The following is a 12371-nucleotide window of genomic DNA, read 5'->3' on the forward strand; positions in this document are numbered from 1 at the left end:
AAACGAAGTAAATTTTTCCTTTAATCATTCTATTTAATACAAACTTTTTTATAGTTATATTACATTTCGTATATTGGAGTAATTAAATATCGAATCATAAAAACAAAAGAAATATGGCATTTGACATAGACATGATTAAAGGTGTGTACACCAAAATGGCGGAACGTGTAGAGAAAGCACGCGGCATTGTAGGCAAACCGTTAACGCTTTCTGAAAAGATTTTATATTCTCATTTATGGGACGGGACTCCTGATAAAGCATTTACAAGAGGGAAAGACTATGTAGATTTTGCTCCAGATAGGATTGCTTGTCAGGATGCAACGGCACAAATGGCATTATTGCAATTTATGCAAGCAGGAAAAGATAATGTGGCTGTACCAACAACAGTACATTGCGATCATTTAATTCAAGCTAAAGATGGTGCTTCAACAGATTTAAAACACGCAAACGATGTAAGTAGCGAAGTTTTCGATTTCTTAGAGTCTGTGTCTAATAAATATGGTATAGGTTTTTGGAAACCAGGAGCAGGTATTATTCATCAAGTCGTTTTAGAAAATTATGCATTCCCTGGAGGAATGATGATTGGTACCGATTCTCATACCGTTAATGCTGGTGGATTAGGAATGGTAGCCATTGGAGTTGGTGGTGCAGATGCTGTAGATGTTATGGCAGGTATGGCATGGGAACTAAAATTTCCTAAATTAATAGGAGTGAAGTTAACCGGTAAATTATCGGGTTGGACAGCGCCTAAAGATGTCATTTTAAAAGTAGCAGATATTCTGACTGTAAAAGGAGGAACAGGAGCTATTGTAGAATATTTTGGTGAAGGTGCAACATCTATGTCATGTACAGGAAAAGGTACCATTTGTAATATGGGAGCCGAAATTGGAGCAACAACATCTACGTTTGGTTACGACGAATCTATGGAACGTTATTTACGTGCTACAGAACGTGCCGATGTTGCCGATGCTGCAAACGAAGTAAAATCATACTTAACAGCAGATCCAGAAGTATACGCAGATCCAAAAGCATATTTTGATGAAGTTATTGAAATAGATTTATCTGTATTAACACCATTATTAAACGGACCGTTTACACCAGATTTATCTACACCAGTTGGTGCTTCAATGACAGAAAAAGCACAAGCTAACGACTGGCCTTTAAAAGTAGAATGGGGGTTAATCGGATCGTGTACAAACTCGTCTTACGAAGATTTATCTCGTGCATCATCTATAGCACAACAGGCCTTAGATAAAAACTTAAAAACGAAAGCAGAATTTGGTATTAATCCAGGTTCAGAAAAAGTAAGATATACAACAGAGCGTGACGGTATTCTTGAAATCTTCGAGAAATTAAATGCTAAAATATTTACAAATGCTTGCGGACCATGTATTGGACAGTGGGCAAGATATAGCGATCCTAAAAACGCACCTAAGAATAGTATTATTCATTCATTTAACAGAAACTTTGCGAAGCGTGCCGATGGTAATCCAAATACACACGCCTTTGTTGCATCTCCAGAAATGGTAGCAGCTATTGCCATTGCGGGCCGTTTAGATTTCAACCCAATGAAAGATAAATTAATTAATGAAGATGGGGAAGAAGTAATGTTCGATGAGCCAACAGGATGGGAATTACCACCAAAAGGTTTTGAAGTCAAAGATAATGGATATTTAGCTCCAGATGAAGATGGTAGTGATATAGTTGTTTCTGTGTCTCCAACATCCGAACGTTTACAATTACTTGAGCCTTTTACACCGTTAGGAGATTCTATTACAGATGCTAAATTGTTAATTAAAGCCTTTGGTAAATGTACCACAGATCATATTTCTATGGCTGGACCTTGGTTACGTTTCCGTGGTCATTTAGATAATATTTCTAACAATTGTTTAATTGGAGCTGTAAATGCTTTTAATAAAAAAACAAACTTTGTAAAAAATCAATTAACAGGAGAATTTGAAGGTGTTCCCGATGCTGCAAGAGCATATAAAGCTGCGGGAGTAAAAACAATTGTAGTTGGAGATCATAATTATGGAGAAGGATCTTCTCGTGAACATGCCGCTATGGAACCACGTCACTTAGGTGTTGCTGCAGTATTAGTAAAATCATTCGCGCGTATACACGAAACAAATCTTAAAAAACAAGGTATGTTAGGTATTACATTTGCTAATGAAACCGATTACGATTTAATTCAAGAAGACGATACTATTAATTTCTTAGATTTAAATGAATTTGCTCCAGACAAACCATTAACATTAGAATTTGTTCATGCAGATGGCTCTAAAGATGTTATTGTAACAAACCATACTTATAATGCCGCTCAAATTGCATGGTATAAAGAAGGTTCTGCTTTAAACTTAATTAAAAAAGAAAATGCTTCTGCTTAAGTAATTTTCAACATTTTATAAATATAAAGCTCCCATTATTGGGAGTTTTTTTTGTTAAAGACATAAGTAAGGATGGTAATAGAAGGTCGACTATAGAGTTATATTAATTTATATCTTAAGTATATGAGTGCAGTCTGGTTTTTCGAAGATGTCAATTTATTTCAAATGTTATGTCCACATAAGGTTAAAACCTATAAAAAGGAGCATGCATTTTTAGGATATAAAAAGAAAGACTACATCTATTTTGAAGAAGATTCTTCTAATAAAATCTTTTTAATAGAAAAGGGGAAAGTTAAAATAGGATATTACAATGAAGATGGAGAGGAAGTGGTTAAAGCAATCTTGTCTAAAGGAGAACTTTTTGGAGAAAAAGCCATTTTAGGAGAAGGTAAGCGTGATGAATTTGCTCAATCTTTAGATAATACAACCTCTATTTGCCCAATAGGCGTAGATACTATGTATAATTTAATGAAAGATAATCAGTCTTTTAGTTTTAAAGTATATAAGTTTATTGGTTTCAAATTTAAAAAATTAGAAAGACGCTTACAATTACTATTGTTTAAAGATGCAAAAACGAGATTAAAAGAATTCATAGATGAGTTGTGTGTAGATTCTGGACATAGTTGTAAAGAAACTGGAGATACCATTATTACACATCATTATACACAAAGTGATATTGCTTCATTAATAGGTATTTCTAGACCTACTTTAAATATTCTTCTAAATGAATTAAAGGAAGAAAATTACTTAGATTTTTATCGTAAAGAGATTCGACTTCATAAAAAAGCAGCATAATTTTTATTTTTTTTTCGTTTGTGTTAGATAGCTAACAAAACAAGTCCTTGTTATCCTATAGATTTGCGTCAGTAAATATTAATAACCAAATTTTAAAAAATAAATTATGAAAAAATTAGTCTTAGGAGCAGCCTTTTTAGGTCTTGTTGGAATATCATGTTCAAGCGATGATGATAACTCAAATGCAAACATAACAACAGATGGATCTTTTACAGTAACTATTGAAAATATAGCACCTGTAAATGCCTTCTTAAAATCAGGAGTTTTTAATACACCAACTGGAGATTCTAGTCCTGGACCAGCAACACCAGGAAAAAAATACGAATTTGTAGTAGATGCAGGTAGAAGTCAAAGTTTATCATTTGCAACGATGTTAGCAGCAACTAACGATGCTTTTTTTGGACCAGGAAGTGAAGGTATTGCTTTATATGATGAGAATGGAGATCCAATTTCTGGAGACGTTACAGATCAAGTTTATCTTTGGGATGCCGGAACAGAAGTAAATGAAGAACCAGCTGTAGGACCAAACACAGTAACGAATCAATCTGGACCAAACACAGGTGTAGATGAAAACGGAAATGTATTATTAATGAGTAATGTAACTAATGGTGTCGCTTTTGATTTTCCTGAAGTTAACGAAATCATTAATGTAACTGTAACGTACATGGAAGGGACTCAGTTTTTAATTAGTATTGAAGACTTAGCAGATGCAACATTATCTACAAGTTTAGGAGATAGAGTAGCACCACTTTCTCCAGGTGTATATGTAGTTCATGGAGGAACTAACCCTTTATTTACAGAAGGGGAACCTGATTTTGGACAAGGTATTGAAAACATTTCTGAAGATGGTGATGTAACAAATTTAGGAGCTTATACAGCAGAAAATACAGGCGTAACTTATCCTGCATCTCCAGGAGTTTGGGCTGTACACGAAGGAGGAACTAATCCTTTATTTACAGAAGGTATTGTTGATTATGGTAATGGTGTTGAAGCTATTGCAGAAGATGGAAATACAGCGACTTTAGGGGCAAATGTATTAAACTTATCTGGTGTTACAGATGGAGCAATTATGAATACACCTGTAGGAAGCAGTAGTCCAGGTCCGATTTTACCAGGAAGTTCTTATTCATTTACTTTTAATGCTCAAGTAGGAGATAATTTATCTTTTGTAAATATGTTAGCAGCAACTAACGATGTGTTTATTGGAACATCTGACGAAGGTATTGCACTTTTTAACGCAAACGGAGTAGCAGTAAGCGGAGATGTAACAAGTAGTATTTATTTATGGGATGCAGGAACAGAGGTTAATGAAGAGCCTGCAATAGGACCAAATACAGTAACAAATCAATTAGAAGGTAATACTGGAGTTGACGAAAATAATGATGTTATGCTTATAACTAATGTTAATGACGGATTTACATATCCAGCTGTAAATACAATTCTTAAAGTAACAATTACAGCTAATTAGTTAGTAGAATAGTAACTAAAATTCTTAACATATATAGAATTTGTTATTAAATTTGAAACGCATTATCTAATATAGATGATGCGTTTCTTTTTTTTTAATCAATTTATAAGATCGGATGTCGAAATCTAAAAAAAATAAAATTTCAAATATCATTTTTGCTGTATTCATCTTATTGATGATAATACCACAAACAAGACAGCCCATACAGGTCTTTCTTCAAAAAGGATTAGCAATGATTAGTCCTTCGGTAGAAGATAAATCAGATCAGAAACATATAGATTCGTATCAATGGAAATTAACCGATTTAAACGGTGTTCCTTTTAATTTTAAGTCGGCAGAAGGAAAAGTGGTACTTGTTAACTTTTGGGCAACTTGGTGCCCGCCATGTATTGCCGAAATGCCAAGTTTGGTAAAACTGCATGACGATTATAAAGATAAAGTTCAGTTTTTATTTGTTTCGAATGAAGATAAAGCAGTTATAGAAGCCTTTCTAAAAAAGCGAGAGTTTAATCTTTCAATACATCAGCCTATTTCTGCAATTCCTAAAGCTTTAACCACATCTACAATACCAAGAACACTATTAATAAGTAAAGATGGTCGCATTGTTATAGATAAAACAGGAGCTTCAGATTGGAATAGCAATACAGTAAGAGAAACTATAGATGCTCTTCTTTTAGAGTAATTAATAGAAGCAACACATCTAAAACCATATCGCATAAAAAAAGGTTAAACATAATGTTTAACCTTCTTGTTGTGACCGGGCTGGGGCTCGAACCCAGGACCCTCTCCTTAAAAGGGAGATGCTCTACCAACTGAGCTACCAGGTCATTGTTTTTGTTTCTCTTTAATGAGGGTGCAAATATACAACCTTTATTTAATAAAACAACCTTTTTTTAATAAAAAATTAATTTCTTCTCTAATTTTTTAATTTGAGCTCTTAAAACAGTTTTTCAAGAGCTTGAAAACTTGTGTTTTATCTTGTTCTATTACGTGGAATTACACAGACAGAAAAAATAAATAAAAAATAAATAAGGTTTTTATAATGTGCGCACGAGAAGATTCGAACTTCCACGTCCTTAACGGACACTGGCCCCTCAAGCCAACGCGTCTACCAATTCCGCCACGTGCGCATTATAAATAGGGGGTAAAATAAAAAAAGGTTAAACAAAATTGTTTAACCTTTTTATTGTGACCGGGCTGGGGCTCGAACCCAGGACCCTCTCCTTAAAAGGGAGATGCTCTACCAACTGAGCTACCAGGTCATTGTTATTGTTTGCGTATTGCGGGTGCAAATATATCATCTTTATTTAGAATTCCAAGCCTGTTTCTAATTTTTTTTTTGTTTTTTTGTTGTTCAAATACGTATGTTTTTAAGTATCAATAAAAAGCACTTTAAATGAATTTAATTTTAATAGGATATATGGGCTCTGGGAAGTCTACTTTGGGAAGGAAATTAGCAAAAAAGCTTAATCATCCCTTTATAGATTTAGACGATTATATAGAAGACCAAGAACAGTTAAGTATTCCTGAACTTTTTAAAACACGCGGAGAGATCTATTTTAGAAAAAAAGAGAATGAGTATTTAAAAGCACTTTTAGAAGATCAAGATAATGTTGTTTTAGCCCTTGGAGGAGGAACACCTTGCTATGCTAATAATATGGCATTAATCACAGCGCACAAGAATGCAACGTCTTTCTATTTTAAAGCCGGAATTAAGGAGCTTACAAGCCGTTTAAAGCATGAAAAAGAAAATCGCCCATTATTGAACCGATTTAGTACAGATGATGAGTTAATGGAGTTTATAGGAAAACACATGTTTGAGCGTTCTGCGTATTACAATCAGGCAGATGTTGTTATTCCTGTAGATAATACTACAGAATTAGATGTGTTAGATAAGGTAATGTCGCATTTAGTCTAAATAGGCTTCGTAATGTTTTCCATCAAAATCTACTGTAACATGTTCTTTTAAAGACGTAGATAAAGAAATGCCTTTAAAATCGGCTTTAACAGGATATTTTTTATGATTTCTATTCACTAATACTGCCGTTTTAAATTGCTTTAAAGGCACGTCTAAAAAGAAGCGAACTCCATATATTAATGCTGTCCCAGAATTTAAAACATCGTCTATTAATACAATAGATTTGTTTGTGTATTCTTCAACAGTTAAAGACGTTTTAATTTCGTTTCTTGGATTTTTCTTATCAATATTTACTTTACAAAGCACAGGCTTTATAGGTGAAATTTTACTTAAAATCGATTTTAGTTTTTTTGCTAGAATATAACCATTACTATCAATTCCTGCTAAAATCACTTCTTCCTCATAGACATTACTCTCATAAATCTGATACGCAATACGTTTAATTTTATGATTGATTTCATCGTGAGTTAAAATAATATTTTTAGTAGCTTCCATTTGTGTATTGAAATTTAATCAAAGATAAAAAGAGTTTTTTTATCCCGTTATCATTTTAAGAATTAATATATAAAGTTAATATCGTGTGGTCATTAAGGAGTTTCGTTAACCGTATCTTCTTCCTGGTCGTCTTGATAACCATCTATATCTCTACGATCTTTTTTAGTAGGACGTCCTGTTCCTTTTTTACGGTAATAATCTTTAGCATATTTTAAAAGCTCTTGAGCCTCGAAAGCTTCCTTAGGTGTGGTATCTACACGGTAAATATCTACCAATTTGGCGCCAACTCGGTTAGGAGGTAAGTCGTTTATTTTTAAGCTATAGTTTACTTGATCTTTTCTGACTTCAATTTTATCTTGAGGATAGACGTCTCGACTGGGTTTTACTACAGCTCCGTTTACTTTTATATGTCCTTTTTTACATGCTGCAGTTGCGATACTTCTTGTTTTGTAGTAACGCACACACCATAAATATTTATCTATTCGCATTCTTTATTTGTAAAAATCGTCATGTAAATTATACTGTAATATCTAATAGTATAATCGGTCTTAAGTTTCAAAAATAAGCAATATTGAAATGAAGAACACGCTCTTTAACTAATTTATTACAGCTTTAATATTATTTAAACTTGTTGTTAAAGGTGTAGATTTTAAATATAAAATACTGTGAAAATTTGATAAAGCAGATGTAAGTTGACTTTTTTGTTTGAAATTAAAGCTTAAAAGAAACACTAAGGATAAGTTGTTCTGGTCTAGAATCTATAGTCACAAGATCTAATCCATTGTTTGTGATGTATTGTAATTCATAATCTTTAAATCCGCGTTCGTATCTTAAATCAATTCCAATATTTTTAAAGTTGAAGGCAATCCCGAAATTAAGGCCTCCAGTAATATCTTCACTACGATCCTCAGCTTTTATATCCTCCAGTTTTGTATCTATAATATATTGAAGCGTTGGCCCTGCAAATATACTTAATGGGCCAATTATTTGCACTCCAATTAAAGCAGGGACATCTACCTTTTTAACCTTAAAATCTTCTTCATTGTAAGAACTAGTGGTTTGTGTATAAGTAGGTTCAAATTTAAGGTAAACTAAACTTCCAAACTTACCAAAAACACCCAGATGAAAACCAACGTTTCTATCTGGGTGCTCTATATATTTGCCTAAAGAAGAACTGTAACTTCCGTTAGAACTATAATTTAAACCGCCTTTAATACCAAAACCAGTACCTGATTGTGCAGAAATAAGCTGAATAGCTCCAAGAACAACACAAAGCATTACTATTAATTTTTTCATAGTTTTAGTATCTAATTTTTTTATCAAATACGAAACTACTAAAAATATTTTCCTTTTATCGTGGATTTGTAGGGGGTAACAGTTAATTGATATTTAATTATAAATTTGATAGTATTACCATTAAAACAATATGGTATTCGTACTAGCTTTTATAGAAAATAATCTGTTTTAAATTTTAAGAGATAAACTTAGAATAAGTTGATCGGGTCTGGAATCTATTTTTACAATATTTAAACCGTTGTTAGAAATAAAATCTGTTTCGTTAGTATTAAAACCACGCTCGTATCTTAAGTCTATACCAATACTACGTATGTTTAATGCAAAACCAAAATTTAATCCCATACTAATGTCTTCTTCGATATTATCATAATCTATATCGTCAAATTTAGAATCGATTATATATTGAAAAGAAGGACCAGCAAAGACACTTAATGGTCCAATTAATCGAAAACCTACTAATGCAGGTAAATCAATTTTTTGAATATCAAGATTTGCATTATTATATTCGCTACTGGTTTTGGTGTACATTAATTCGGGTTTAAAGTATAGTTTGCTACCAAATTTAGCAAAAACACCCAGATGGAAACCAATGTTTCTGTCTGAGTGTTTTATTTGTTCGGCAGAAGAAATGTAACTTCCGTTAGAGCTATAGTTTAAACCGCCTTTAATACCGTAACCGGAACCAGATTGTGCAGATGTAAGTTGCAGGGCTCCTACAACAATACAAAGCATTATGATTATTTTTTTCATAGATTTCGTTTTAATGAGTATTTACATTAAACGCTAATCTAGTAAAATTATTTTCTTTTAATCACAGTTTCGCAAGCGTTTATAATTGCTTGGGCGTTTAATTGGTATTTTTCCATAAGTTGTGCAGGTGTTCCAGATTCTCCAAAAGTATCTTTAGTTCCTACAAATTCTTGAGGCGTTGGATTGTTTGTAGCTAATACACGAGCAACACTTTCTCCTAATCCACCAAGTATATTATGTTCTTCTGCAGTTACAATACATCTTGTTTTTGCAACAGAGTCTAAAATGGCTTTAGCATCTAAAGGCTTAATAGTATGAATATCTATAACTTCTGCAGAAATTCCTTTTTCGTATAATGCTTTAGAAGCTTCTAAAGCTTCCCAAACTAAGTGACCAGTTGCTACAATAGTAACATCTGCTCCTTCTGTTAATTGAAGTGCTTTTCCGATTTCAAATTTCTGATCTGCTGGAGTAAATATTGGCACAGACGGACGTCCAAAACGTAAGTAAACAGGACCATCGAATTCTGCAATAGCGATAGTTGCTGCTTTAGTTTGGTTGTAATCACAAGGATTAATAACCGTCATGCCAGGTAACATTTTCATTAACCCAATATCTTCAAGAATTTGGTGTGTTGCTCCATCTTCTCCTAAAGTTAAACCTGCGTGAGATGCACAAATTTTTACGTTCTTGTTAGAGTATGCAATAGATTGACGAATTTGATCGTAAACACGACCAGTAGAAAAGTTAGCAAAAGTTCCTGTAAAAGGAATTTTACCACCAATAGTTAAACCAGCAGCAATTCCCATCATGTTTGCTTCTGCAATACCAATTTGGAAAAAACGTTCTGGATTTTCTTTAATAAATTCGTCCATTTTTAACGAACCAATTAAATCTGCACATAAAGCGACAACATTAGGGTTTGTACGTCCTAATTCTGCTAAACCTGCTCCAAATCCGCTTCGGGTATCTTTTTTTTCTGTATATGTGTATGTTTTCATTGTCTTTTTAGATTGTGAAGATTAGTAGTCTCCTAATGTTTCAGGATTTTGAGATAAGGCATTTTCTAATTGTTCGTCGCTAGGTGCTTTACCGTGCCAAGCGTGCGTGTACATCATAAAATCTACACCATTACCCATAACAGTTTTTAACAACACACAAACCGGTTTTCCTTTTCCTGTTAATGCTTTTGCATCAGACATACCTTTTAATATAGCGTCTATATCATTTCCTTTTTCAACAGTTAAAACATCCCAACCAAAAGCTAAAAATTTAGCTTCAATGCTACCCATTGGTAAAACAGTATCTGTAGAACCATCAATTTGTTGTCCGTTTAAATCTATAGTAGAAATTAAATTATCTACCTTTTTAGCAGACGCATACATAATAGCTTCCCAATTTTGACCTTCTTGTAATTCACCATCACCATGTAATGTGTAAACTAATTTATTGTCTCCATTTAATTTTTTTGCTTGTGCAGCACCAATTGCTACAGACATACCTTGGCCTAAAGAACCAGATGCAATACGTACTCCAGGTAAACCTTCGTGAGTTGTTGGGTGTCCTTGTAATCTAGAATTAATTAATCTAAAAGTGTTTAATTCTTCAACCGGAAAATATCCAGCATGTGCAAGTACACTGTAAAATACAGGAGAGATGTGTCCGTTAGATAAGAAGAATAAATCTTCGTTTAAACCATTCATATCAAAACCGTCTTTACGGTCCATAATTTCATTGTATAGCGCAACTAAAAATTCTGCGCAGCCTAAAGAACCTCCTGGATGTCCAGAGTTTACTTTGTGTACCATGCGTAGAATATCTCTACGAACCTGAGTCGTTAAATCTTGTAATTCTGTTGTGTTAGCCATGTTTTATAACTTGATTTTTAAAGTCTCAAAAATAACCCTTTATGTCTGTTTAACAAATTAATGTTTGGTAATTTGCGTAAAGGTTTACGTAAATGCCTATATTATTAATTATGTGTTAATTTTTTTTAGTATTTTAAGAGGTAAAACACCTCTATTTGAACACTTAAAGAGAATAAGTACACTAATGATTCTTAATTTTTTTTAAATACCAATACATATCACAGCGAGTTAATTATCTTTGCCGACTGATGATTTTTTGAACATGATATTCGACTTAAAAGCCAAAGACCCACAAAGTAAAGCCAGAGCTGGAGTAATAACGACAGACCACGGTAAAATAGAAACGCCAATTTTTATGCCTGTAGGAACCGTAGGTTCTGTAAAAGGTGTGCACCAGCGCGAACTTAAAGATGATATTAATCCCGACATTATTCTTGGGAATACATATCATTTATACTTACGCCCAAAGACCAAAATCCTTGAAAAAGCGGGTGGTTTGCATAAATTTATGAATTGGGATCGCAATATCTTAACAGATTCTGGAGGATACCAAGTGTACTCTTTATCTTCAAATAGAAAGATTAAAGAGGAAGGCGTAAAGTTTAAATCGCATATAGATGGAAGTTATCACGTATTTACGCCTGAAAATGTTATGGAAATTCAGCGTAGTATTGGTGCCGATATTATTATGGCATTCGATGAATGTACACCTTACCCTTGCGATTATAATTATGCCAGACGTTCTATGCACATGACGCATCGTTGGTTAGAACGTTGTTTAACGCATTTAGATAAAACACCGTTAAAGTACGATTATGGTCAAACTTTTTTTCCAATCGTTCAAGGAAGTACATATAAAGACTTACGTAAACAATCTGCAGAATATATTGCTGGAGTAGGAGCCGAAGGAAATGCCATTGGAGGCTTATCTGTAGGAGAACCTGCTGAAGAAATGTACGAAATGACAGAAATTGTAACAGATATTCTTCCAGAAGATAAACCACGTTATTTAATGGGAGTTGGTACACCTATAAATATTCTTGAAAACATCGCTTTAGGTGTAGATATGTTCGATTGTGTTATGCCAACTCGTAATGCAAGAAACGGAATGTTATTTACAGCCTACGGTTCTATTAATATTAAAAATAAAAAGTGGGAAGACGATTTCTCTCCTATTGATGAGATGGCCATCACTTTTGTAGATACAGAATATTCTAAAGCCTATTTAAAACATTTATTTTCTGTAAATGAATTATTAGGAAAACAGATTGCGACCATACATAATTTAGGATTCTATTTGTGGTTGGTTCGTGAAGCAAGAAAACATATCTTAGCCGGAGACTTTAGAGTTTGGAAAGATATGATGGTTAAACAAATGGATAATAGATTATAGT

At 33.3% G+C, this 12371-nt stretch carries 12 protein-coding genes and 3 tRNA genes; 6 read left to right on the forward strand and 9 right to left on the reverse strand.

Features of this window, described 5'->3' with window-relative positions:
- Positions 1-113: 113 nt before the first annotated feature.
- From GQR95_RS09950 to GQR95_RS09965, 4 genes are all read left to right on the forward strand, one after another.
- The gene (locus tag GQR95_RS09950) at positions 114-2387 is read left to right on the forward strand and encodes an aconitate hydratase (protein ID WP_159023025.1); all 2274 of its coding nucleotides are present in this window, start codon (positions 114-116) and stop codon (positions 2385-2387) included.
- A 123-nt stretch (positions 2388-2510) separates the two neighbouring features.
- Positions 2511-3182, forward strand: a complete 672-nt coding sequence (locus tag GQR95_RS09955) for a Crp/Fnr family transcriptional regulator (protein WP_159023026.1) — start codon at positions 2511-2513, stop codon at positions 3180-3182.
- Positions 3183-3288: 106 nt separating this feature from the next.
- Positions 3289-4650 (forward strand): spondin domain-containing protein, encoded by a 1362-nt coding sequence (locus GQR95_RS09960; protein WP_159023027.1) that lies wholly within the window; start codon positions 3289-3291, stop codon positions 4648-4650.
- A 115-nt stretch (positions 4651-4765) separates the two neighbouring features.
- On the forward strand, positions 4766-5332 hold the full coding sequence (locus GQR95_RS09965) for a TlpA disulfide reductase family protein (RefSeq protein ID WP_233265904.1): 567 nt from the start codon (positions 4766-4768) through the stop codon (positions 5330-5332).
- 72 nt (positions 5333-5404) lie between these two features.
- On the opposite strand, the gene GQR95_RS09970 is transcribed toward GQR95_RS09965, so the two are convergent.
- The 3 genes from GQR95_RS09970 to GQR95_RS09980 all read right to left on the reverse strand — a co-directional run bounded on the left by GQR95_RS09970 (position 5405) and on the right by GQR95_RS09980 (position 5912).
- Positions 5405-5477, reverse strand: a tRNA-Lys gene (locus GQR95_RS09970).
- A 218-nt stretch (positions 5478-5695) separates the two neighbouring features.
- A tRNA-Leu gene (locus GQR95_RS09975) sits at positions 5696-5780 on the reverse strand.
- Between the two features lie 59 nt (positions 5781-5839).
- Positions 5840-5912: transfer RNA gene (locus GQR95_RS09980), tRNA-Lys, on the reverse strand.
- A 134-nt stretch (positions 5913-6046) separates the two neighbouring features.
- Between GQR95_RS09980 and GQR95_RS09985 the strand changes: the two genes are divergently transcribed.
- Positions 6047-6568: a shikimate kinase gene (locus GQR95_RS09985; protein WP_159023028.1), complete on the forward strand. Its 522-nt coding sequence runs from the start codon at positions 6047-6049 to the stop codon at positions 6566-6568.
- On the opposite strand, the gene GQR95_RS09990 is transcribed toward GQR95_RS09985, so the two are convergent.
- The 6 genes from GQR95_RS09990 to GQR95_RS10015 all read right to left on the reverse strand — a co-directional run bounded on the left by GQR95_RS09990 (position 6560) and on the right by GQR95_RS10015 (position 10977).
- Positions 6560-7063: a phosphoribosyltransferase family protein gene (locus GQR95_RS09990; RefSeq protein WP_159023029.1), complete on the reverse strand. Its 504-nt coding sequence runs from the start codon at positions 7061-7063 to the stop codon at positions 6560-6562. The genes GQR95_RS09985 and GQR95_RS09990 overlap by 9 nt on opposite strands.
- Positions 7064-7155: 92 nt before the next feature.
- A complete protein-coding gene (locus tag GQR95_RS09995; protein WP_159023030.1) occupies positions 7156-7551 on the reverse strand; it encodes an RNA-binding S4 domain-containing protein in 396 nt (131 codons plus the stop codon).
- A gap of 223 nt (positions 7552-7774) precedes the next feature.
- Positions 7775-8359 carry an outer membrane beta-barrel protein gene (locus GQR95_RS10000; protein ID WP_159023031.1) on the reverse strand — a complete coding sequence of 195 codons (585 nt, stop codon included), beginning with the start codon at positions 8357-8359 and terminating at the stop codon, positions 7775-7777.
- Positions 8360-8527: 168 nt separating this feature from the next.
- Positions 8528-9109: an outer membrane beta-barrel protein gene (locus GQR95_RS10005; RefSeq protein ID WP_159023032.1), complete on the reverse strand. Its 582-nt coding sequence runs from the start codon at positions 9107-9109 to the stop codon at positions 8528-8530.
- 47 nt (positions 9110-9156) lie between these two features.
- Positions 9157-10110, reverse strand: coding sequence for a transketolase family protein (locus GQR95_RS10010; RefSeq protein WP_159023033.1), 954 nt, complete (start codon positions 10108-10110; stop codon positions 9157-9159).
- A 21-nt stretch (positions 10111-10131) separates the two neighbouring features.
- Positions 10132-10977, reverse strand: a complete 846-nt coding sequence (locus tag GQR95_RS10015; protein ID WP_159023034.1) for a transketolase — start codon at positions 10975-10977, stop codon at positions 10132-10134.
- A 262-nt stretch (positions 10978-11239) separates the two neighbouring features.
- Between GQR95_RS10015 and tgt the strand changes: the two genes are divergently transcribed.
- Positions 11240-12370 carry a tRNA guanosine(34) transglycosylase Tgt gene (gene tgt / locus GQR95_RS10020; RefSeq protein ID WP_159023035.1) on the forward strand — a complete coding sequence of 377 codons (1131 nt, stop codon included), beginning with the start codon at positions 11240-11242 and terminating at the stop codon, positions 12368-12370.
- Position 12371: the final 1 nt, after the last annotated feature.

Source organism: Formosa sp. L2A11 (genome assembly GCF_009796865.1).
Lineage (GTDB): Bacteria > Bacteroidota > Bacteroidia > Flavobacteriales > Flavobacteriaceae > Formosa.

What these genes read in the sequence shown, in the direction of transcription:
- GQR95_RS10005 (WP_159023032.1), bottom strand. Translation starts at nt 9,109, where the DNA reads ATGAAAAAAATAATCATAATGCTTTGTATTGTTGTAGGAGCCCTGCAA.
- GQR95_RS10000 (WP_159023031.1), bottom strand. Translation starts at nt 8,359, where the DNA reads ATGAAAAAATTAATAGTAATGCTTTGTGTTGTTCTTGGAGCTATTCAG.
- GQR95_RS09955 (WP_159023026.1), top strand. Translation starts at nt 2,511, where the DNA reads ATGAGTGCAGTCTGGTTTTTCGAAGATGTCAATTTATTTCAAATGTTA.
- tgt (WP_159023035.1), top strand. Translation starts at nt 11,240, where the DNA reads ATGATATTCGACTTAAAAGCCAAAGACCCACAAAGTAAAGCCAGAGCT.
- GQR95_RS10015 (WP_159023034.1), bottom strand. Translation starts at nt 10,977, where the DNA reads ATGGCTAACACAACAGAATTACAAGATTTAACGACTCAGGTTCGTAGA.
- GQR95_RS09950 (WP_159023025.1), top strand. Translation starts at nt 114, where the DNA reads ATGGCATTTGACATAGACATGATTAAAGGTGTGTACACCAAAATGGCG.
- GQR95_RS09985 (WP_159023028.1), top strand. Translation starts at nt 6,047, where the DNA reads ATGAATTTAATTTTAATAGGATATATGGGCTCTGGGAAGTCTACTTTG.
- GQR95_RS09965 (WP_233265904.1), top strand. Translation starts at nt 4,766, where the DNA reads ATGTCGAAATCTAAAAAAAATAAAATTTCAAATATCATTTTTGCTGTA.
- GQR95_RS09960 (WP_159023027.1), top strand. Translation starts at nt 3,289, where the DNA reads ATGAAAAAATTAGTCTTAGGAGCAGCCTTTTTAGGTCTTGTTGGAATA.
- GQR95_RS09990 (WP_159023029.1), bottom strand. Translation starts at nt 7,063, where the DNA reads ATGGAAGCTACTAAAAATATTATTTTAACTCACGATGAAATCAATCAT.
- GQR95_RS10010 (WP_159023033.1), bottom strand. Translation starts at nt 10,110, where the DNA reads ATGAAAACATACACATATACAGAAAAAAAAGATACCCGAAGCGGATTT.
- GQR95_RS09995 (WP_159023030.1), bottom strand. Translation starts at nt 7,551, where the DNA reads ATGCGAATAGATAAATATTTATGGTGTGTGCGTTACTACAAAACAAGA.